General features: G+C 41.6%; 22 protein-coding genes and 1 other annotated feature. Of the genes, 8 read left to right on the top strand and 14 right to left on the bottom strand.

From position 1 onward, the window contains the following. Positions 1 to 93 precede the first annotated feature (93 nt). Both HP456_RS03540 and HP456_RS03535 read right to left on the bottom strand, forming a co-directional pair. The gene (locus tag HP456_RS03540) at positions 94 to 291 is read right to left on the bottom strand and encodes a hypothetical protein (RefSeq protein ID WP_172248629.1); all 198 of its coding nucleotides are present in this window, start codon (positions 289 to 291) and stop codon (positions 94 to 96) included. A 90-nt stretch (positions 292 to 381) separates the two neighbouring features. Next, a complete protein-coding gene (locus tag HP456_RS03535) occupies positions 382 to 1,140 on the bottom strand; it encodes a TrmH family RNA methyltransferase (protein ID WP_172248628.1) in 759 nt (252 codons plus the stop codon). A gap of 124 nt (positions 1,141 to 1,264) precedes the next feature. On the opposite strand from HP456_RS03535, the gene sspI reads away from it, so the two are divergent. Both sspI and HP456_RS03525 read left to right on the top strand, forming a co-directional pair. Then, positions 1,265 to 1,483 (top strand): small acid-soluble spore protein SspI, encoded by a 219-nt coding sequence (gene sspI, locus HP456_RS03530; RefSeq protein ID WP_172248627.1) that lies wholly within the window; start codon positions 1,265 to 1,267, stop codon positions 1,481 to 1,483. Between the two features lie 323 nt (positions 1,484 to 1,806). Further along, positions 1,807 to 2,349, top strand: a complete 543-nt coding sequence (locus tag HP456_RS03525; protein WP_172248626.1) for a cysteine hydrolase family protein — start codon at positions 1,807 to 1,809, stop codon at positions 2,347 to 2,349. A gap of 49 nt (positions 2,350 to 2,398) precedes the next feature. On the opposite strand, the gene HP456_RS03520 is transcribed toward HP456_RS03525, so the two are convergent. Together HP456_RS03520 and HP456_RS03515 are read right to left on the bottom strand one after the other, a co-directional pair. Continuing rightward, the gene (locus HP456_RS03520; protein WP_172248625.1) at positions 2,399 to 3,484 is read right to left on the bottom strand and encodes a M42 family metallopeptidase; all 1,086 of its coding nucleotides are present in this window, start codon (positions 3,482 to 3,484) and stop codon (positions 2,399 to 2,401) included. Between the two features lie 76 nt (positions 3,485 to 3,560). Next, on the bottom strand, positions 3,561 to 4,049 hold the full coding sequence (locus HP456_RS03515) for a dUTP diphosphatase (protein WP_172248624.1): 489 nt from the start codon (positions 4,047 to 4,049) through the stop codon (positions 3,561 to 3,563). A 133-nt stretch (positions 4,050 to 4,182) separates the two neighbouring features. Between HP456_RS03515 and HP456_RS03510 the strand changes: the two genes are divergently transcribed. Next, positions 4,183 to 4,572, top strand: coding sequence for a sigma-w pathway protein ysdB (locus HP456_RS03510; protein WP_172248623.1), 390 nt, complete (start codon positions 4,183 to 4,185; stop codon positions 4,570 to 4,572). Positions 4,573 to 4,736: 164 nt separating this feature from the next. Then, positions 4,737 to 5,465, top strand: coding sequence for a YheC/YheD family protein (locus HP456_RS03505; protein WP_172248622.1), 729 nt, complete (start codon positions 4,737 to 4,739; stop codon positions 5,463 to 5,465). Between the two features lie 36 nt (positions 5,466 to 5,501). Here the strand turns inward: HP456_RS03505 and HP456_RS03500 are convergent, their stop codons facing one another. Continuing rightward, complete coding sequence (locus tag HP456_RS03500) at positions 5,502 to 6,842, bottom strand: YheC/YheD family endospore coat-associated protein (RefSeq protein ID WP_172248621.1); 1,341 nt, start codon at positions 6,840 to 6,842, stop codon at positions 5,502 to 5,504. 403 nt (positions 6,843 to 7,245) lie between these two features. On the opposite strand from HP456_RS03500, the gene HP456_RS03495 reads away from it, so the two are divergent. The 3 genes from HP456_RS03495 to HP456_RS03485 are packed head-to-tail and all read left to right on the top strand — an operon-like array spanning position 7,246 to position 10,914. Then, positions 7,246 to 8,469 (top strand): ATP-grasp domain-containing protein, encoded by a 1,224-nt coding sequence (locus HP456_RS03495; RefSeq protein ID WP_172248620.1) that lies wholly within the window; start codon positions 7,246 to 7,248, stop codon positions 8,467 to 8,469. Between the two features lie 9 nt (positions 8,470 to 8,478). Then, on the top strand, positions 8,479 to 9,519 hold the full coding sequence (locus HP456_RS03490; RefSeq protein WP_172248619.1) for a YheC/YheD family protein: 1,041 nt from the start codon (positions 8,479 to 8,481) through the stop codon (positions 9,517 to 9,519). Positions 9,520 to 9,540: 21 nt separating this feature from the next. Next, on the top strand, positions 9,541 to 10,914 hold the full coding sequence (locus HP456_RS03485) for a UDP-N-acetylmuramoyl-tripeptide--D-alanyl-D-alanine ligase (RefSeq protein WP_172248618.1): 1,374 nt from the start codon (positions 9,541 to 9,543) through the stop codon (positions 10,912 to 10,914). 125 nt (positions 10,915 to 11,039) lie between these two features. Here HP456_RS03485 and HP456_RS03480 read toward each other — a convergent pair whose 3' ends face one another. Next, entirely contained in the window at positions 11,040 to 12,356 is a 1,317-nt protein-coding gene (locus tag HP456_RS03480; protein ID WP_172248617.1) for a YheC/YheD family endospore coat-associated protein, read from the bottom strand. A 142-nt stretch (positions 12,357 to 12,498) separates the two neighbouring features. Between HP456_RS03480 and HP456_RS03475 the strand changes: the two genes are divergently transcribed. Then, positions 12,499 to 13,572, top strand: coding sequence for a YheC/YheD family protein (locus HP456_RS03475; RefSeq protein WP_172248616.1), 1,074 nt, complete (start codon positions 12,499 to 12,501; stop codon positions 13,570 to 13,572). A 79-nt stretch (positions 13,573 to 13,651) separates the two neighbouring features. Here HP456_RS03475 and HP456_RS03470 read toward each other — a convergent pair whose 3' ends face one another. From HP456_RS03470 to dnaI, 8 genes are all read right to left on the bottom strand, one after another. Then, positions 13,652 to 14,230: a TVP38/TMEM64 family protein gene (locus tag HP456_RS03470; protein WP_172248615.1), complete on the bottom strand. Its 579-nt coding sequence runs from the start codon at positions 14,228 to 14,230 to the stop codon at positions 13,652 to 13,654. A 147-nt stretch (positions 14,231 to 14,377) separates the two neighbouring features. Continuing rightward, positions 14,378 to 14,656 carry a DUF1294 domain-containing protein gene (locus HP456_RS03465; protein WP_172248614.1) on the bottom strand — a complete coding sequence of 93 codons (279 nt, stop codon included), beginning with the start codon at positions 14,654 to 14,656 and terminating at the stop codon, positions 14,378 to 14,380. A gap of 310 nt (positions 14,657 to 14,966) precedes the next feature. Then, positions 14,967 to 15,326 carry a 50S ribosomal protein L20 gene (gene rplT / locus HP456_RS03460; RefSeq protein WP_032087388.1) on the bottom strand — a complete coding sequence of 120 codons (360 nt, stop codon included), beginning with the start codon at positions 15,324 to 15,326 and terminating at the stop codon, positions 14,967 to 14,969. Positions 15,327 to 15,356: 30 nt separating this feature from the next. Continuing rightward, positions 15,357 to 15,557, bottom strand: coding sequence for a 50S ribosomal protein L35 (gene rpmI, locus HP456_RS03455; protein ID WP_032087387.1), 201 nt, complete (start codon positions 15,555 to 15,557; stop codon positions 15,357 to 15,359). A gap of 22 nt (positions 15,558 to 15,579) precedes the next feature. Continuing rightward, positions 15,580 to 16,098, bottom strand: a complete 519-nt coding sequence (gene infC / locus HP456_RS03450; RefSeq protein WP_172248635.1) for a translation initiation factor IF-3 — start codon at positions 16,096 to 16,098, stop codon at positions 15,580 to 15,582. A gap of 70 nt (positions 16,099 to 16,168) precedes the next feature. Then, positions 16,169 to 16,310 (bottom strand) — a sequence feature (ribosomal protein L20 leader region). Between the two features lie 346 nt (positions 16,311 to 16,656). After that, positions 16,657 to 18,588, bottom strand: a complete 1,932-nt coding sequence (gene thrS, locus HP456_RS03445; protein WP_172248613.1) for a threonine--tRNA ligase — start codon at positions 18,586 to 18,588, stop codon at positions 16,657 to 16,659. Positions 18,589 to 18,975: 387 nt separating this feature from the next. Further along, positions 18,976 to 19,842 (bottom strand): putative sporulation protein YtxC, encoded by an 867-nt coding sequence (locus tag HP456_RS03440; RefSeq protein ID WP_172248612.1) that lies wholly within the window; start codon positions 19,840 to 19,842, stop codon positions 18,976 to 18,978. Between the two features lie 131 nt (positions 19,843 to 19,973). Beyond that, on the bottom strand, positions 19,974 to 20,733 hold a 760-nt coding region (gene dnaI, locus HP456_RS03435; protein ID WP_172248611.1), incomplete at its 5' end, for a primosomal protein DnaI.

Below are 20,733 nucleotides of genomic sequence, written 5' to 3'. Positions count from 1 at the left end.
TCCCTTCCTCCACTCCAATCAATCGCTGGAATCAGTTAATACTTAACAGAGCCATAAAAAACAAAAAAACCCCATCCCTGGAAAGGGACGAGGTTATGATCGCGGTACCACCCTTATAAGCATATCTAAAGAAGATAGGCTCACTTCATTCGGATAACGGCTTTGCCGGTGCATCTTTACATTCCCTATTCGGAATGGTCCCGATGCCAACTCGAGAGGTGAAATGTTCACATCATGATTTCTTAAGAATGCTTTCAGTCTGAGGCATTCTATCCCTTGAAGAATATTCATGTGTTACTTTCCTCTGTCTTCGTTTTTAATAAAGTATATGGGAATAATTATAGTGAATTATTCCCGATAATTCAAACCATTTAAGAAAAATTATTGCCTATTTTTAAGATAATATAACAGGATGCCTGCGGCAATGGCGACATTCAGTGATTCGCTCTTGCCGTAAATCGGGATATACAGGTTCTGATCTGTCATTGAAAGGATCTCTCTGCTCATGCCGCTGCCTTCATTTCCAACGATCAAAGCGTATGACTCCTTCGGCTTGACGGACGTATATTCTTCTCCATTTTCAAGGGCTGTACCATAGACTGGTATGTTTTTTTCTTTTAATTCAGAAATGATTTCTGCAAGATCGCATTTGGCAATGTTGACGTGAAAATGACTTCCCTGTGCAGATCTCAGCACCTTTGGGTTGTATAGATCCGCCGTTCCTTTCCCGAGGAAGATCGAGTCGATTCCGGATGCTTCTGCCGTACGGACAATTGTTCCAATATTCCCTGGATCCTGAAGACCGTCAAGCAGCAAAAAGGTCTTACCCTCGTATATGGATGCTGAATCTTTCTGCCTGCACACCGCAAAGACTCCTTGAGTCGTTTCGGTATCAGCGAGTGCTTTTCCTGCTTCTTCTGAAACCTGAACCATCTCGATATCATCGAGATTCCATTTACCAGGCAGCTCCACTCCTTCGACAAAGATCAGCTCAATCACAGTATCTTCCTGCTTCAATGCTTCTTCAACCAAGTGAAAGCCTTCCACAATATATGCATGGGTCTGGTCTCTGCCCTTTTTGGTCAGTAACTTTTTCCACTGTTTCACTACAGGATTTTTAGAGGATTGAATATACTTCAATCATACCCGCTCCTTCATTTAACAATTCAAACTTCATTATATCTTATCTTCTATACATAATAAATTCAATTTGAGAGATGATATCAATGAATTCCTCATCCTAAAGCAAAAGGAGAAATGCGTAATGAACCTGAATCTAAGAAAAGCAATCATACACAACGTTTCCGGAAACAACCAGGAAGAGTTGAAGGATACAATCGTTGATGCCATCCAAGGCGGAGAAGAGAAAACTCTTCCCGGTTTAGGAGTACTGCTTGAAGTTTTCTGGCAAAATGCCGATCCGCAGGAACAGCAAATGGTGCTGGAGACATTGGAAGAATCATTACAGCAGCAGCCGCAGTAAAGTAACAGGCTGGGACAAAAGTGTTTTAGTCTAAGTAAAACCCGAGCTAATTTGAATTCCTGGATTCAAGTCAGTTCGGGTTTTTTATTCATTTGTTCAAATGGCCATTTCGTTTTCAGCTTGTTCCAGCGGTTGATTGGAGTGCAAGACGAAGACTCCAGGGGAAAGCGAAGATTTGCACGGAAATCATTAGCGGTATGTAGAGTTATCACTGAAATTTCGTCTGTTGGTAATTGGTTTTCTTTTTGTCCCAGCCTTCTTCATTTCTTCTGTTTTATCGCTGACACTTTAGTGGTATAGAAAGGATATGAAAGGAGAAGACCATGAAAAAAAACAGGACAGCATTATTGATAATCGATATGATAAATAAATTTGATTTCCCAGGCGGGGAAAACCTTCTAATCAATACAGAAAAAATAGTGGAACCGATCAATCATTTAAAGAAAAAGGCAAAGATAGCAGATGTCCCCGTCATTTATGTAAATGATAACTATGGTTTATGGCAGGATAATATGGATGATATCATTAAAGTGTGTAAAGAAGGAAAGGGGAGGTCCATCATCGATAAAATCCACCCCGAAGAAGATGAATACTTCATTGTCAAACCGAAGCATTCCTGTTTCTTCGGGACCCAGCTTGAAATCCTCCTTCATCAACTCGGTGTGAATCATTTGATATTAACGGGGATTGCCGGTGATATCTGCGTGTTGTTCACGGCGAACGATGCCTATATGAGGGAATACGAGTTGAGCATCCCCATTGACTGCATTACATCCGAATCCAAGGAAGACAATGACAGTGCCATCCATATCATCAAAAAAACGATTGATGCTGATTTGAGGGATTCAGGTGAAATTGAATTTTAATGACACACTTAAAAAGACCCTGCATGATAACAGGGTCTTTAATGTGTAATTAATCAAATGTAATTTTTGACACGGTATCTTTGTCTAACTTTTTAATAACTTCCGTAATCAATTTAACTGCATTTTCGTAGTCATCACGGTGCAGCATGGCTGCATGGGAGTGAATGTAGCGGGTTGCGATCGTGATGGAAAGTGCAGGCACCCCATTCGCAGTCAAATGGATCGCTCCTGAATCAGTACCTCCGCCGGCAATCGAATCGTACTGATACGGAATATTGTGATCGTCGGCTGTATCCGTCACGAAATCCCGTAGTCCTTTATGAGAAACCATCGATGCATCGTAAAGGATGATCTGTGGACCTTCACCCATTTTGCTTTGCGCTTCTTTTTCAGAGATACCCGGTGTATCCCCGGCAATCCCTACATCGACACCGAAAGCAATATCCGGCTGGATCTTCGCAGCAGAAGTCCTTGCTCCGCGAAGTCCTACTTCTTCCTGAACTGTCCCCACACCGTACACTACGTTTGGATGCTGCTCATCTTTCAGGTTTTTCAGGACGTCGATCGCAATCGCACATCCGATGCGGTTATCCCAAGCTTTGGCAAGAAGCATCTTTTCGTTTTTCATCACAGTGAATTCGAAATGAGGAACAACCATATCCCCCGGTTTCACTCCCCACTCCTGGGCCTCTTCACGGCTTGAGGCACCGATATCAATGAACATATCTTTAATATCGACAGGCTTTTTACGCGCTTCTGCCGGAAGGATATGAGGCGGCTTCGAACCGATGACCCCTGTTACATCCCCTTTGCTTGTCACGATTGTCACACGCTGTGCAAGCATGACCTGTGACCACCAGCCTCCAACTGTTTGAAAGCGCAGGAAACCTTTATTATCTATTTGCGTGATCATGAAGCCTACTTCATCAAGATGTCCCGCCACCATGATTTTAGGACCGTTTTCATCCCCTACCTTTTTGGCGATGAGGCTTCCTAAGTTGTCTGTTGTGATTTCATCAGCGAACGGTTCTATGTATCGTTTCATTACGTCCCTTGCTTCTTTTTCGTTGCCGGGAACCCCTTTTGCATCTGTCAAATCTTTGAGCATCGTTAATGTTTCATCCAGTCTTGTCATTCTTTCGACCCCCTAAATATTTTAAACTAACCCTATTATATTATAATCTTTCCAATAACTCAAAAAACTTTGAAAGTTAATATCCTTGTTGCTGCCTTTCATAATTCACTTTATTCTTGTCTGTATACGCATCGAAAATATCCTGGCTTGTGAAGCCGAGTAATTCACCTAAATGTATGTATTCATTGAACAAGTCAAGAAAGTGAGTGACTGATGGTTCTGTCCTAAAATCAGTAATGATTCGATAGACATAAAGAAACTGTTCATTCAAATCTTCGGTACCTGAATGATTCCCTTCCAGGTCAATCTCCTGAAGACCTATTTCGATTCCAAGTGAGAGAATGAAGTGGATACCGTCTACGTATTCTTCCAGAATCACTTCTTTGGATGATGCTTTTTTCTTGCTCCAGAACTTGAAACTCCTTGTCTCATTTGCAAGTTCCCCCACTTCCACCAATAAAGCCAGTATCTTTCTATCGACCAGGTTTACATCTGTCAATCCATGTTCAGTTTCGATATGTCCGTCCAGCTGCTTTTGCATATCCAGTAATGTATCGATTTTCATCAAATCCATCCCTTCGTCTTGTTATCCATCTTAGTATGACAAACTTTTTCCCTTTTTTTAAATAAAAATGAAACCTTTTTATTTTTATACCGTAAATAATAATAGAAGATCTATGCCTATGGAGGTAATTTACATGTTATGGCTCATCCGATTATTTATTCTTGCCCTTATCATTTACCTTTTTTACCGGAGTATTAAATATATCATTGATCCGAAACGGAAGCTTGAGCTTGCTCAGGAACAGAAGCGTTTCCACTTCCTTGATGACCAGGAGAATGTCAGAAAAAACTTTTATGTGACGTACAAAGGGGTTTTGTTTGAAGGGGAAAAATATTTGGGAACAACAGAAAAATCCTTTGAAGTGGTTTCGATTTTCGTCTGGGCCAATAACATCCAGTCATTGAAAGGGCTTGGATATGATGATTTCCATTATATCCAAAATGAAATCAAAGAACGCTATCCGAATGCAAAAATCGATTGGAAAAGTCCCATTAACGAATTCATGAGAAAAACCGATAAATGAATGAAAATGCTTAGAGCGTCTACTCTAAGCATTTTTTTACATCTATCGTGGCTTAAATGATTTGTTAACATGCCTGACGCAGTATTCTCATATGATGATACTAGTGTAAATGCTGCCACTTCTGCCAGTCATGTATTAAATTTAGCGAAAGAAGTGAAGTCATTATGGGAATATCGACCGGGAAGTGGAAAAAATATCAGCTTATGTTGAAGGAAGCGGGAATATCCCGCTATTTGCCTGAGACCTTTTTACTGAATGAGAAATCTTTTTGGCATGTGATGGACAAATACGGTGCTGTGATGATCAAACCCACAAAAGGATATATGGGGAAAGGCATTGTTCAAGTGAAATCCGCCTCTGATAACCATTACGAGTTCCATGTCATGGAGAAAGTTTATACTGTAGAAGGAAGAAAGCATACATTCCAGCATCTTTTGAAGCACTATTGCAGTAATAAACATTATATCGTCCAGCAAAAGATCGCCTTGAACACGATCAAGCAATCACCGTATGATATACGGGTGATGGTTCAGCGAATGAAGAAATCGCGTGAATGGACAGTCACAGCCAAACTCGCTAAAGTGGCTGCTAATGGATTCGTCCTAACAAACTATCCAAAACATCTCATTACTGTCGAAAATGCCATCAAAAGCTCCTCTTTTAAAGCACCGAGCGGTCACTTACCAGAAAGAATCGATCAAATTAGTGTCCTGACAGCAACTCATCTCGGAAACTACTACACGAATACCCGTACATTCGGCCTCGATATCGGACTCGATGAGAAGGCAAATATCTGGATCATCGAAGCAAATACAGCCCCAAGTGTCTCTTTATTCAAAGCATTGGAAGACGAGGAAGTATACAGGCGGATCCTGAAATACAGAAAGGGATAGTCCCAGCAGGTTGTGCTGCAAGTAACGACGGAGGTTTTATCCTCCCTCTTGTCTATCCCCGAAGCCCGCAAGTGCCTTTGCGTATTCCAGAGGTGATTCAAACACGCGTTTCCTTAATTCATGATCGTTAATTTTCCCAAGACTTTCATGACCATAGTTGGAATTCGCCTCCAGGAAATAAATATCACCTTTTTGATCGACGATAAAATCAAGTGCTACATCGCCGAAATGACCTATATTCATATCGAGACTTTCAGCTGCCCGAATACAGGCTTCGTTCATATTAGATAAAACTGTTTCTGCCTCTTTCTGGGCATACCCGTGAAATTCCTTAAGCGCATCTTCTCCGGGCAGTATCTTCTCCGTGTACCTCAAATTTGTGATGACGCTGCCGGGTTTGGCAAGTCTTCCGATAATCCCCCTAACCTGCCAGACCTTGCTGCTGTCTTTTTGGATATAGCCCCTGAAATCCACTTGTTTTCGATTGTTTTCAAAAGGGACTCCCTGCTGTATGATATATCTGTTTTTCTTAACGATCTTTTTCAGGCAGTCTTTACACTCCTCTTCTGTTTTATAAAATTCCTTTATCTGTGTCCCTTTTATCACCCGCGTCACTTCGATTGCATGAGCAGTTTTTTTCATTTGAATGATGCCGTAGCCCCGCGCTCCGAATCTCTTCTTTACGTAAATCACCTGATACTCCTCGAGCTTGGTAAAGAGCTGTTCGAAATGGGTGAATTTCTCCGTATGGGGTACTAAGGAACTTGCATCGGGGTTTTTTAATAACGCCTGATAAAACTCCCATTTACCGGTCCCCCTGCTGTTGAAAAAGCGTCCCCCTGTGATTTGTTCGAGCAAGTGATATTTATTGCCCGCACCGGCAATCGGCCTGTTGAAGACAGCATCTGGCATTGGAAAATCCCCCTCCATCCACATTGTTCCAGCTTGACCGGGGTGATAACAGAAACCTTTCACTGAAGTGGAATCCACCTGAACTTCCGACAGGGGAAAAATGATAACCAATCCTTTATGCTGATTATAGGATCTTACCCATCTCAGCAGGATCTTGAGACTCCTCTTATTGATATTTGCCATGCGGACCCCTCTTACTATTCCTAGGACAGGACCCAGATATAGATCTCTCCCTTCCGTGCGCCAGTCAAAATCGATATCTTCAGGAATGGTGAAACCAAACAAATTGTCCGGTACCTTCAACACATCATGATCTATCTCCTTATTCAAGATCAGCTTCACTTCTTTTTGCCAGATTCCCAAGTGTAATACAGCCTTCCCGCCTTTCTTCATGTTCATCTTTTTTGCTGTAATGGGGTTTAATAGAATCGCCCCCTCACTTAACTCCATTTTTTTTATAAACAATCTCGCACCTTCTTATCTAAACCAAGATTTAACTATCGATAGCCCCAGAAAACTGAATTGTTATAATTCCCTGCTATATGGTCTGCAGTCTGAGCACACTTCACCTTCCGCAAATCACCCGTGAGCACCCTGTCGTACCGACAGTGCCTGCAACGGAAAGGAACGGCTGCGTATATTTCCTATGCACTGTTTTTTAGAATAGTTCCCTCAAATAAATAAAGGAAAATTTCTACAGTAACTTATATATGTACCAAGCAGTTGTAATGTACGTAATTTCCATGTTTGCCATCACTATTTTTACAGAGGTGAATACTATATTGATGCGTATAAGTACTTTTCTTGACTTTGAAATTAGTTGTAAAAAAGGTAAACATCATCGTTCACAGGAGATGAGCAATTTGTTATGCAAACGATTATTTTTCTTGGCAGTAACAAGTCCGGCTCCAGCAGGGAGGCCATCATCGCGGCGGCAGAAATGGGCTATTTCACAGTCCTGCTGACAGATAGACGTAAATGGAGAAGACAACGGGAGGAGTTCCCTGATGTTCATCAAATGATTATGATGAAGGATTTGTCGGATAGAGAGGAAATCTTTGAACAACTTTTAAACATCAGGGTCCAAGGCAAACGGGTGAAAGCATTTGTTAGCTTTATCGATCCACTGGTCAGTTTGGCAGCCGATATCTCAAAGGAACTTGGATTACAAGAAGTATCGGTCGGAGCTTTATATAAAATGGAGGATAAAACACGTTTCCGGGATGAATTAAAGAGAAATCCTGTTTCTCCGCAATTTTGCGTCTGCAGTTTAGACATAGACGCGGATAAGATATTCGATCACCATGTAAATAAGCTCCCTGTCGTATTGAAATCCCCTATATCCAATGGTTCAAAAGACGTGATAAAAGCAGATAGCCGTGAGGAATTCTTAAAAGGGGTACAGTATTTCAAAAAGAATTTCAGCCATATACCTCTGCTGATCGAAGAATATTTATCAGGTCCCCAGTATTTAATCGAAGTCGTGGTCCGGCATGCAAAAACGGAGATTGTCGCCATCATCGAACAGGAAATTTCCAGCAACCGCAGATTTATCATTACAGGCTATCATATGCCAGCTCGTTTAGCTCCTGATGCAAACGAGACACTTACTGCTGCCATCGAATATATTATGAAAGATATCGGTTTGTCTCATGGCACCTGCCATCTGGAGATGAGGCACGTAAATGATGAGTGGAAACTGATTGAAATCAATCCGCGCATTTCCGGCAGTGTCATCAACCAGATGATTCTCGAATCAACCGGAATCTGCCTTGTAAGGGAAACATTGAAGCTTTATCTCGGTGAAGACCTTTGCCTGGTCCCCTTTAAAAACGAACATGTTTTTGCAGAATTCTTAACGGTCGACACACCTGGAAAATTAATTAAAGTGACCGGCAAAAATAAAGCCAAGAAAATCGAAGGTGTTAAAAAAGTCTATGTAAAACCAAGAAAAGGCAGTATCTTGAATCCTCCCTTATCCATGGGGGATCGGTATGCCTACGTTCTGGCAAGCTCATCTGATCCTGCAAAAGCGAAGGAGATTGCAAAAAGAGCAGCAGAAGAAATCAAATTCTATTTAGAACCATTGTAGGTGTTGTTCATGACATTAATCGGCATGCTTCATTACCGTAAAAGGCCGCATGAAGTAAAAAAAGCATTTGCTTGTGCCTCTATAGCAAAGATGAATGGTGTTGCATTTGTTTATTTCTCATACGGTTCAGTGGATTTTGCCAATAAAAAAATCAATGGATGGGTTTTCAGTGAAGGCCATTGGACACAACGTGAAATGAATTTCCCAGATTCCATTATCAATATCAGTCCACCAAAGACGAGTAAACAATCCGTCATCCGAAAAGCTTTAAAACGTACTATTCCTTTTATCAGTCATTCCATCGGAAACAAAATGAGCGTCTTTGGAAGAATTGAAGAAGGCGGTGCGTTCTCTCATTTTTTGATTCCCACTCAGAGCATCACTAAAGTGGAGGATGTGGTTTCATTTATAAAAAAACACACCCGATTGGTCATAAAGCCGCATTCAGGAAGCAAGGGCCGCTCCATCTTTTTTATCACCCTGATGAAAGATAACAGAATCCGCTGCATCTCAGGACTTGATGAAACTCTCTATACATTGAAGGAATTTGAAGACTTTATCCAGAGACTCATTCATCAACAGAAATACTTGATCCAACCGTTTATAGAATGTAGAACAAACGCTGGATTGACCTATGACTTTCGATTGCATGTCCAGAAAGATGCATCCGGAAAATGGATCGTGAACCTGATTTATCCAAGGGTAAGCGGTAATAAGTTAACCAGTAATATTAGCAGCGGCGGATACCGGGGAGAATTAATCCCTTTTTTAGTTGAAGAATTTGGAGAAGACTATTTTAATATTAAACAACTATTGGAGTATTTTGCTGTCTCTTTCGCAAGCCACTTTGAAAGTCTTTATAAAAACCGTTCCTTTGATGAATTGGGGATTGATGTGGCCCTAGATCAAAATCAACGTCTTTGGATTTATGAAGTTAACTGGCGTCCCGGAAGTAAAAACAGGGAATTTTCAGTTGCCAAAAATCTTATCCCCTATGCAAAATATGTTGCAGAATCAAACAGAAAAAGAGAAGCAAAATGGAAGGACTAGAACTAAAAAAAGGAGATAACAGTGAAATCATTAAACTTAAATGAGATCCTCCCCTGCATCAACGGGGTTGTTATAAGGAATGGCCCGCCTCCCGTCTTGGAAAAAGTGATTACCCAAAAAAAGAAGCTGCGAAACGGTTCGCTGTTTTTTTGCCTGGATCGAAACCTTAACGAGACAGACTTTCATAAAGCCTTCCCTCCTTGCGTAATCATCAGCGATCGAGTAGGAAAGCTTAAAAACATCAAGGGTGATGTTACCATCGTGAAGGTGAATAATATTAAAGGCGCTTATCGAAGCTTCCTTCAATGTTACAGAAGTTTATTTGATATCCCCGTCATCGCGATAACTGGGACTTCCGGCAAGACGACTACGAAGGAAATGATCAGACATATCCTGTCATCCCGTTATAAAGTGAAGGCAACTCTCGGAAACTATAACCTTTTCCGATCAAACGCATCTGTACTCGCGAACTTTGAAGAGGAGACCGATTATGCAGTATTCGAATTCGGAATAGGCAAGACAGGGAATCTCGAAAGATGCGGACGTTATTTCGGACCCTATTCCGCTCTGATTACCGGAATAGGTGCGGATCATATCGAAAGGTTCGGCAGCACTGATAAATACGTGGCTGAGAAACTCAAAATACTGACTGGTGTCGGTAAAAACGGATTTACTTTTCTAAATGCGGACTGTCCGAATACATCACAAGCACTGAATACACTCGATACAGTAAACCCCGTATGGTTCGGACTTGGCGATAAGGCGGATTATAAGGGAGAAGACATCCGTTTTTCCGCACATAGTATGGAATTCACTCTTCGGCATAAAGAAAATTCGTATCAGGTCTCCATTCCTGGATATGGCATACACAATGTGTACAATTCCATCGCAGCCATAGCTGTCACGCATGTTCACGGATTTGATATTCTCTCTGCGATAGACCGTCTAAAATCTTTTCGTCATTTACGCCGGCACCTGGAAGTAAAAAAAGGTCTGAATGGATCCACTTTGATCGATGACACTTGGAACATCAACTCCAACTCCGTCCAGGCAGCCCTGTCCGTTTTACAGGAAGTCTCCAAAGGCAGACATTCCATCGCCGTACTCGGGAAAATAAGCGAACTCGGTATTGAAGAGAAATCAGAACACAAAAAGATAGCCGGTATGGTCGTTAAAAGCCAGCCTTCCGTTTTGATTACCATTGGGCAAACAGCAGCAACAATCGGCAAAGAAGCATTGCAGCTCGGAATGAATTCAGAAAATATCCACATGTGCAAGCAGTCCCAAGAAGCCTTTGAACTTCTGAAAAGATTGGCTGGACCTCAATCTGTCATTCTTGTGAAAGCCTCAATGAGGGAGTCGTTCAGGAAATTACTCAGGGACCTTAAAGGATAAAAAAAGCAATATAGTATGCCTCCCCTATCGTTTGGACTTCGTAATGGGGGAGGCATTTGTATACGTGCACTATTTATACCGGATGTGTTAAGATTTCAGGTAATACCGAATCTTTTTCATTTAAGCTAAAAACCTGCAAGCTTCTTTGCATACCGCATATTAGCAAGTCTGATCTTGTTTACCAGAGTCCTATCACCGGCAAATGTCGCTACATAGTCATTGGGATTGCGGTGATTGATTTCAATTAACCACATACGACCATCCTTGTCGATTCCTATGTCGATTCCGAGTTTCCCAAAATGAAAGCCGCAGTTTTCAATCGTATTTGCCGCTTTTCTCGCTAACTGATCCATCTCCTTCATATACTCATTCACTTTTTCCGGAAACATTTTCTTCAAGGTGATGTGAGCCTGCTCCACCTTTCCCCCTCTATGGCGGTTACTGACAATATGGCCATTCACCCCGTTCCTGCCCATAACCCCATAGTTCTTCCACTTGCGCGTCTGGTCTTTAACCATGATGACACGAAAATCAATAATGGATTCATTGAACCGCAGATTAAGAGGCTGCTGGATGATGAACTTCCCTTCCTTAAATGTACCCTGGAGAAATTCCCTTGCATCCAACAAATCTTTAAAGAAATAATCCTTTTTAGTATCTTCTTCAATATATTGAATCATCAGCCCCTCGTTCCATTTCTCTACCTTCGCTACCTTCTTTCCCTGCATTCCTTTGATTGGTTTGATATAGGCTGATCCGAATTGTTCCGTCATATGATCCACATCGTTAAACTGTTTGAACATCTTTGTTTCTGGCAGATATTCGTTCAGCTCTGAAGTATTCTTAAACCAAGAATACATCTCCCACTTGTTGAAAGTGGAAGAATTGAATATACGGTTTCCTATAATGTTCTCAAAATGGCGATGAAGTTCCTTATCCAATGAAGCCTTCTTAAAGATTGCCGCCGGGTATGGATAGATTCCCTTGACCCATCTCTTATCAAAAGGATCATACAGATAACCGAATACGAGCTTTTTATCAAAATCGATTCCTTCATTGGAAAATGCGATGATTGCCCCGTTCACCTTATGATACTTCCTTACATATCTCCCCAGCTTTTGCACTTTTTCTTCCAGCTTTCCGATCTTTTTAGCGGCGACTATCCCAATGATCGGTCCTATTTGGATTTCATTATCACGATATACGACTTCGTATGCCGGGATGAGAGGAAGCATCAGCTTTTGGATGACATCACCTGATAGGATCATTTTTCCGAGGTTGATTTTACTAGAGGGAATAACTCTCACATCGCATGTCTGAAGGCCGAACCTTAATGTTACTTTCGTATTTCCAGTGAGTTCGAAACTCTTTATCAACTCGGGATGTACAAGGAGCCGATCCCCTGTCTCTTCTCCCTTTTTCACTCTGAACCATGTCTTCATTCATTCACCTCATTTACTGCAGTCGCCTTAACACCTTTATATATTATGAGCGCCTGCATATATATGCTAATTTCCAATAACCAAATTCCTTTTTTCTAATATAAATAGAAGAGACCGAATAAAAGCAGGAGTTGAAGATAAAATGACACAGGAATATATAGGGGTTATCCTTCCCGATGGCATATTCGACAGGCTGTCTGCAGGTAAAAACCAAATAAATGTCCGGGCGTACCAGGCTGCAGCCGACCATTTTGGGCTTACACCCGTCTTTATGAAGCTCTCGTGTCTAAAACCGGGTGTAGATCAAGTTCAGGGGTTTATTAAAAAAAGTAAGGATTATGTGCTGGAAACTGTCGATATCCCGAAAGTGATCTATACACGCAGTTTTCTTACCAAGAAACAGAGCCGCTTCCTGGAAGGAAAAAAGGTACAGTTCTACAATAAAAGAGGCATTGGCCAAAACAAATTAAGGATGCATGAGATTATGAGTGAAGATCCCGAAATAGCCCCTTCCCTGCCTGAAACAGTTCCGGGTACGCTTGAAAACCTCTTAATGATGTTGAAAAAGCATAGACAGTTGATTTTGAAACCTGCCAAAGGGAGCCTCGGCGGCGGTATCATGAAACTAACCAAAGATAAAAAAGGAAGGATCAAACTCCGCTACCCCATTGCAAGAAGAAAGTGGAAGGAAGTTCAGTTTAAAGAAGACATCCCCACATTCCTAACGGATATTTTCAATAAGAAGCAGTATATCATTCAGGAAAATATTAATCTTGCAACCTATAAAAAAAGGCCATTCGATCTTCGGGTCGTAGTACAGCGTAACCAAACAGGAGACTGGGTTGTTCCCGGGATTCTGTGCAAGGTATCCCCTTCAAGAAATCAGTTTGTAACAAACATCAGCCAGGGAGGCAGTTCACTTAGTTTCGATGAAGTAGTAAAAGGGCACTCGTATCTTTCCCACAACCGGATCCATCAAGACATTTCAAATCTCTCTTTAAAAATGGCAAGACATCTGGAAAAACATACCGACCATATTGCTGATATCGCATTTGATATTGCACTCGACAAAAAAGGGCGCGCATACTTTATCGAATGCAATTTCCGCGGGAGATATGGAAACATCCGCTACAAGGGAAAACGATTAGAAGAATGGAAAGCGAAACATTTCAATCCCATCGGTTACGGCAGGTTTTTATTGGACCGGCAGGAGTGAAATCAGTTTCACATGAAAAGGGAACCCCTGCAGGTTCCCTTTTCATGTCCATTTAAGTAGTGGTACGACCGATGTCTGACTACACACGGTTCTTCTCAGGAAAAAACTCGTTCCATCCAATGACCCTTACTTTTTCCCTCAACAGATAAAATAGTACAACCAAAGCCAGCAGAATCATAATCATAATGGGGGGAGAAAATTGTTTGATATATTGGCCGAACACCGTGTAGAAAAAAGCGAGAGGGATATTGGAAATGATGGTGGCGCGAACGTAAGGCTTAAACTGCGGGTTTTTCTGCATCAAACAGAGATTAAGTAACTGGTAATGTATGAACGGAATAAGCCTTAATACCGCAATCTGCCCCGTGGTCAGATCAGCGCTTTTACCGAACCACTTTTCTTTCAATCTCAGCAGCCGCTCATAAAACGATGTGAAACTTTTGATAGCGAAATAAAAAATGATGGATAAAAGCGTTAATCCAATCAGCGAGTACACCGTACCGAGGATACTGCCGAAAAGGATACCTCCAGCCATACATACCAATGCGACGGGAATAAATAGAAACTGCCTCAGTACATGAAATAATATAAACAGAACAGGAGCGATATACCCACTAGCTTCCATGATGGCGAATGCTGCTACTAATCGGTCGTCCATAGCTAATGCAGACCTCCTTCTGTTGCCTCTATACTCTACAGTTTATACATTCTGTCTACACTGTATGACAAAAGGAGAATATTTATGGAAGACCAGGGATTGTCCACCTCCAGAAAGGTAACAGAAGAAAATAGATTCCCCTCCTCATCAGATCCCTTGATTGACCCAAATAAACAAAAAGCTGTGAACGATGACAAGGAACGGAAAGCCCATCGCAAATAATCTGTGCTTCGTTTTATGTCTATAGACCTTCATGGCAATATAAGAGCCAATGCTGCCACCTATAATTGCCACGGTCCATAATGTCCGCTCCTTGATTCTGTATTCATGCCTCTGTGCTTTCTTTTTGTCTCTTCTCATGAGACTGAAACCGAGGACATTGATGATCAGGATATATATGTATAGAAGATTTAGTAATGACTCCATTGGATACCTTCTTTCTATCAAGCTGTGTTGTTTAGTTTAAAAAATTGCATTGGTCATATGAGTCCCGTTCCTTTTCGCTACAGGCACTTGCTTTCCGCGGGGAGGAAGTTGAGCCTCCTCGGTCTTCTGTGTTGCTCCCCTATTGTTGGACACCCCAAACAACAATAGGAGGTGCCCGCGGAAAGCGAAGTCTTGCACGGAAATCATTAGCGGTAATTAACACTGTCACTTAGATTTACAGCTTCTTTTATAAAGAAAGGACTGACCCATAAGGCCAGTCCTTTTATCTGTTTGCACGTTGCAAAAGATATTATTTGTTAAGTTGAGCTTTAGCTGCTTCAGCTAATTGGTTGAATGCTTTTTCGTCAGCAATCGCAAGCTCAGCAAGCATTTTACGGTTAACTTCGATACCAGCAAGCTTTAAACCGTGCATTAAACGACTGTAAGAAAGACCGTTCATACGAGCAGCCGCATTGATACGTGTGATCCATAGTTTACGGAAATCACGTTTCTTCTGGCGACGGTCACGATAAGCATACATGTATGATTTCATGACTTGTTGATTTGCTACTTTATATAAAGTATGTTTCGAACCGAAATAACCTTTTGCTAACTTAAGAACTTTTTTACGACGTCTGCGTGTTACTGTTCCGCCTTTTACGCGTGGCATAATAATTCCCTCCTATTTCTTACGTGCTTTTTATTTAAGGTTGTCAAGCATATGACGAATGCGTTTGAAATCTCCTTTAGAGACAACAGCTGCTTTACGAAGTTTACGCTTTGCTTTAGTAGATTTGTTTGCGAATAAGTGGCTTGTGTAAGCGTGAGAACGTTTAAGTTTACCAGAACCTGTTTTCTTGAAACGCTTAGCTGAGCCGCGGTGAGTTTTCATTTTTGGCATGTGCTTTTCCTCCTCGGGTCCTTTATTTTTCGTTAACTGGTGCGAGCACCAAGAACATGCTGCGACCATCCATTTTCGGCTTTGATTCAACAGTTGCAAGATCTTTACACTCATCTGAGAAACGATCCAGTACACGTTGACCAATTTCTTTGTGCGTGATCGCACGGCCTTTAAATCGGATTGACGCCTTTACTTTGTCTCCTTTTTCAAGGAACTTGCGTGCGTTGCGAAGCTTGGTATTGAAATCATGCTCATCAATCGTAGGGCTTAAGCGCACCTCTTTAAGGTTGATGATCTTTTGATTTTTACGCGCTTCTTTTTCTTTCTTTTGTTGTTCAAACTTAAACTTTCCGTAGTCCATGATACGGGCAACGGGTGGTTTGGCATTTGGAGCAACAAGAACAAGATCAAGATTTACGCGTTCAGCGATTTCAAGGGCTTCATTCTTGGATTTGATTCCAAGCTGCTCGCCATTTTGATCGATAAGACGTACTTCACGGGCACGAATGGTTTCGTTTAAGATCATGTCTTTGCTAATAATTAGCCACCTCCAAGGTTTATTAAAAGAATACAACGGCTTTGGTCTCAGGCACCCGCTCATTTTATTGTTTGCACAAAAAAAGATGCGGGTGTCGAAACACCCGCATCTGATTATAAAGCATCTATAAAAAGCTTTAATAGTCAATATCATACCTGGCAACTGCTCTTTAAAGCGTCATTCAGGTGAGAAGCGGGTAGCTTCTGCTTGTACCAAACTGTATTCAATTCACCTTAGATACTATATCATATGACATATTGGATGTCAACAATCGTTCTAATGTCACAACGTTTTATATAATATCAGACATCGGTTTGGAGTGCAATAGTTTTTTTCAATTGTTGTTTTATACGGGGGATTAGGAGCATTGCAGTGAATAATGAAGGGTAGTAAATGGTAATTAACTTGAAGATCTTTGAGTTTTGCCAGAAAATCTTTTCGATCAGGTCATTAATCTTTTACTTTCCGCTATTAATCTTTTTATTTTCAACGTACCTTAATTCCAAAATCCAATCTATAAAAAGAACGGACCTCAAACAAGGTCCGTTCCTCAACAATCTATTATCGATTCACTTCTTTCTTAATCTCGTCCACAAATTGATCCAATGAAATGGTTTCAGATTTCTGCTCACCGTATTTACGAACGTTAACAGCACGATCTGAAATCTCATTATCACCAAGCACAAGCATATATGGAACTTTGCTCATTTGGGCTTCACGGATTTTGTAACCCATTTTTTCATTACGGTCATCGATTTCTATACGCAGTCCTTCTGCTTGAAGCTTCTCCTTCACTTCTTTTGCATAATCAAAGTGGATTTCAGGAGATACCGGGATCAGCTGGACTTGTGTCGGGGCAAGCCACGTTGGGAATGCACCTTTGTATTCTTCGATCAGGAAGGCAACAAAGCGTTCCATTGTTGACACAACCCCGCGGTGGATAACGACCGGACGGTGCTGTTTGCCATCTTCTCCGACGTATGAAAGGTCAAAACGTTCAGGCAGCAGGAAGTCCAGTTGGACAGTCGATAATGTCTCTTCTTTACCAAGAGCCGTCTTCACCTGAACATCCAGCTTTGGTCCGTAGAATGCGGCTTCCCCTTCTGCTTCGAAGTATTCGAGGTCCAGCTCATCCATCGCTTCCTTAATCATGCTTTGTGCACGATTCCACATTTCATCATCATCGAAGTACTTCTCAGTATCCTCTGGATCTCGATACGATAAACGGAAAGAGTAGTCATTAAGATCAAAGTCTTTATATACTTCCTGTACAAGACGGACGACACGCTTGAATTCTTCTTTGATTTGATCTGGACGAACGAAGATATGAGCATCGTTCAATGTCATTCCACGCACACGCTGAAGTCCTGAGAGAGCACCCGACATTTCATAACGGTGCATCAATCCAAGCTCTGCGATACGAATCGGCAGTTCGCGGTAGCTGTGGATATCATTTTTATAAATCATCATATGGTGAGGACAATTCATCGGGCGGAGAACAAGGTCTTCGTTATCCATTTCCATGACAGGGAACATGTTTTCCTGATAGTGATCCCAATGTCCGCTTGTCTTGTAAAGCTCAACGCTTCCCATTACCGGAGTATAAACATGATCGTAACCAAGGCGTTCTTCTTTATCGACGATGTAACGCTCGATGATGCGGCGGATCGTGGCCCCTTTTGGAAGCCACATCGGAAGACCCTGGCCTACTTTTTGCGAATTCATGAACAGGTTCAGTTCTTTACCGATTTTACGGTGGTCGCGTTCTTTCGCTTCTTCCAAGAGACGGAGGTGCTCATCCAGATCGTCTTTTTTGAAGAAAGCAGTCCCATAAATACGCTGAAGCATTTTATTGTCGCTGTTTCCGCGCCAATAGGCACCGGCAATGCTCAACAATTTGAATTCCTTGATTTTATTTGTAGACGGAATATGGACGCCGCGGCAAAGGTCAAAAAATTCACCCTGCTCATAAATGGAAACCTGCTCTCCTTCAGGAATTGCTTCGAGAAGCTCCAGCTTGTATTCATCTCCGACTTCTTCATAGATCCTCTGTGCTTCATCACGGGTAACGACTTTACGGATCACTTCAAGATTTTCACCAGTGAGTTTCTTCATCTCTTTTTCGATAAGAGGAAGATCTTCAGGTGTAAATGAATGCTCGGAGTCGATATCATAGTAGAAACCGCCTTCGATTACCGGACCGATTCCAAGCTTCGTTTCCGGGTACAGTCTTTTAATTGCCTGTGCCATTAAATGAGCTGTGCTGTGGCGAAGAACTTCCAATGCTTCTTCGCTGTCAGGCATGATGATTTCAATCTTTCCGTCTTCCATGATTCCTGTACGCAGATCAATCAGTTGACCATTTATTTTACCTGCAATCGCCTTTTTCTTAAGACCCGGGCTGATGGATGCAGCGATATCTTCAGTACTGGTCCCCTTAGGAAACTCTTTCACATTTCCATCAGGGAACGCCATTTTAATCTGTTCAGACATTTGTCTTCACTCCTTTAAATTTTTCAGGGTAAAAAATAAAAAACCCCGCCCCTTCATAATTGAAGGGACGAGGTTAATCGATATACTCGCGGTTCCACCCAACTTCTCATCAATGCTTGAAAAAAGCAAAGAATGACTTCATTGAAAACGAATAACGACATTTAGCCGTCAATCCTTAATGAGGCACTGGTGCCATTTCCGGATTGAAGTTCAGAGGTGGTAAATATTTCTGTCGTATTAGGAAGCTTGCAGCCTCGGCTTCCCTCTCTGTGAACCGAATAGGAATATTATTGTCCTCTTCATAACCTTTACCTTATAGACTTATTATGTAGGTATTATAATCGGTTATGCAGTCAAAAGCAAGGACCAAAGGCAAAATTATGCTCCCTATTCATTTGCCAAATCAATCGATGGATACAGGAGTGGTTCAGGAAAATAATGCATGGGAAGCAAGTCGATCCGTTCCTCAAAAATATTCTGCAATGTCCTTATCAGATTATTCTCGCTGCTCCCGTAGACATATATTTTTTCAGGAGCGATGGACAGAAGCGGTGCAATTGTGTAAGAATCCACATAAAGCGGATGGTTTGTCAAAAGCCGTCTGTCGATGAGCTCCGTGAGTTCTTTTCTTGAAACTTCCTTCAAGTTTTCATCAAAGAATCGAAATCCGAATCCCGTTGAGAAAAGATGGATCGTATCAAGCTTCTTCTCCCTTGAAGCTAAATATTCCCTGAGCATATGGATGAATATTTGATATTCCTGCTCCATCTTGTATTCATCGATTGCAAGTTCCACCATTTCCGCAATCCGAAGCTGAAGCTTTTTCAGCCTGAACGTACTGAATGAATCAAATGAAACGGGTATGTTATCGATGAACACCCGATCCAGGCTTTCCCTCACAAATAGTGGTTCATCCCACTCTTCCAGCAGCTGGTCCAATTCAGGTCTTTCCCCCATTCTCATATCAGAAATAATTTCCAGAATTTGTTCGATTTCGGAGACATCTTCATAGAAAAATTGGTTCCTCAGAATATCCTCCGCCCAATCGATACACTTGTCCCAGAGGATGAACTCTGTTGTTCCTTTCATCAGGCTGTCCAATCCGTTATACGGAGTCGAAACATCTATAGTAAGGTTATAGTGAGTTTTATTTTGAAAAAGCGTTTCATGAAACCATGATGTCAAATCATGTTTGGTCAGGCATTGTTGAAGCTTTAATGCATCATTTTTCTGTCTGAAAATGAATTCAATCAAACTTTCTCCCCTCCTAAAAAGCCGAAATCCCTGCTTTATATATATGGGGAGCTTGTATGAATTAGAAGTTTGATTGTGAATTAATTGCATAAAAAAAGAAAAGGCGGCGGCACCTTTTCTTTTTGTGTATCCTATTCTCTTCTATTACGCCCATCGATGTGGACAGGTTTTGCCAGGTATTTGATTCTTTCCATGATTCTCGCTGCCTTCAATTTCTCTTCTTCCCCTCTTTGTGTGTAGGTCAAATGGTGGGTCAGTTCGTCAAAGTTGAAATTTGAAGTAAAGAATGTCGGCAGATTCTCTAACATTCTAAACTGGAGAATGGTTCCAAGGATTTCATCTCTTCCCCAGCTCGACATTGTTTCAGCACCAATATCATCAAGCATAAGAACCGGCGCTGCTTTGACGGCTTCAAGTTTTTCATTGAGAGAGTTATCTCCAAGAGACTGCTTGATTTCACGGAAGAACTCGGGCACATACACGATCATGGATGCCACTTTATTTTGTGCGAGTTCATTTGCGATCGCGCCGAGGATATAGGATTTACCCACACCGAATTTACCGTAAAAATAATATCCTTTCATCCGTTCATCCGCAGAATAGTTTTCAACAAAGTTCTTCGCAAGCCGCACAGCCTCCAACCGGCTTTTTGAATCAAGGTCGAGTGTGGTGAAAGAGGCTTGAAGAATATCTTTTGGTACATATAAGCTCTTGATCAACCTTTGAGAACTCGTTCTTTCATCGTGGACCACTTTTCTGGGACACCGGTGATATTCGATATCAATCGTGTTTCCGCGGATGACCAAGTGTGGGTCAAACCCCTTCATCATATTCCTGCACTCCTGAAGAGAAGGGCATTCCCTGCATTCCTTGCTTTGGGAAATATATTCA

This window comes from Bacillus haikouensis (assembly GCF_013179555.1).
GTDB lineage: Bacteria > Bacillota > Bacilli > Bacillales > Bacillaceae_B > Rossellomorea > Rossellomorea haikouensis_A.
Note: the sequence above shows the minus strand (reverse complement) of the source record. Positions and strands in the feature narration are given on the sequence as shown.

Excerpts from the sequence above, each read along its gene's own strand:
- HP456_RS03510 (WP_172248623.1), top strand. The coding sequence starts at position 4,183 with ATGTTATGGCTCATCCGATTATTTATTCTTGCCCTTATCATTTACCTT.
- HP456_RS03470 (WP_172248615.1), bottom strand. The coding sequence starts at position 14,230 with ATGGACGACCGATTAGTAGCAGCATTCGCCATCATGGAAGCTAGTGGG.
- HP456_RS03505 (WP_172248622.1), top strand. The coding sequence starts at position 4,737 with ATGGGAATATCGACCGGGAAGTGGAAAAAATATCAGCTTATGTTGAAG.
- HP456_RS03480 (WP_172248617.1), bottom strand. The coding sequence starts at position 12,356 with ATGAAGACATGGTTCAGAGTGAAAAAGGGAGAAGAGACAGGGGATCGG.
- HP456_RS03520 (WP_172248625.1), bottom strand. The coding sequence starts at position 3,484 with ATGACAAGACTGGATGAAACATTAACGATGCTCAAAGATTTGACAGAT.
- sspI (WP_172248627.1), top strand. The coding sequence starts at position 1,265 with ATGAACCTGAATCTAAGAAAAGCAATCATACACAACGTTTCCGGAAAC.
- thrS (WP_172248613.1), bottom strand. The coding sequence starts at position 18,588 with ATGTCTGAACAGATTAAAATGGCGTTCCCTGATGGAAATGTGAAAGAG.
- HP456_RS03465 (WP_172248614.1), bottom strand. The coding sequence starts at position 14,656 with ATGGAGTCATTACTAAATCTTCTATACATATATATCCTGATCATCAAT.
- HP456_RS03490 (WP_172248619.1), top strand. The coding sequence starts at position 8,479 with ATGACATTAATCGGCATGCTTCATTACCGTAAAAGGCCGCATGAAGTA.
- HP456_RS03515 (WP_172248624.1), bottom strand. The coding sequence starts at position 4,049 with ATGAAAATCGATACATTACTGGATATGCAAAAGCAGCTGGACGGACAT.
- HP456_RS03540 (WP_172248629.1), bottom strand. The coding sequence starts at position 291 with ATGAATATTCTTCAAGGGATAGAATGCCTCAGACTGAAAGCATTCTTA.
- rpmI (WP_032087387.1), bottom strand. The coding sequence starts at position 15,557 with ATGCCAAAAATGAAAACTCACCGCGGCTCAGCTAAGCGTTTCAAGAAA.
- HP456_RS03495 (WP_172248620.1), top strand. The coding sequence starts at position 7,246 with ATGCAAACGATTATTTTTCTTGGCAGTAACAAGTCCGGCTCCAGCAGG.
- HP456_RS03475 (WP_172248616.1), top strand. The coding sequence starts at position 12,499 with ATGACACAGGAATATATAGGGGTTATCCTTCCCGATGGCATATTCGAC.
- rplT (WP_032087388.1), bottom strand. The coding sequence starts at position 15,326 with ATGCCACGCGTAAAAGGCGGAACAGTAACACGCAGACGTCGTAAAAAA.
- HP456_RS03525 (WP_172248626.1), top strand. The coding sequence starts at position 1,807 with ATGAAAAAAAACAGGACAGCATTATTGATAATCGATATGATAAATAAA.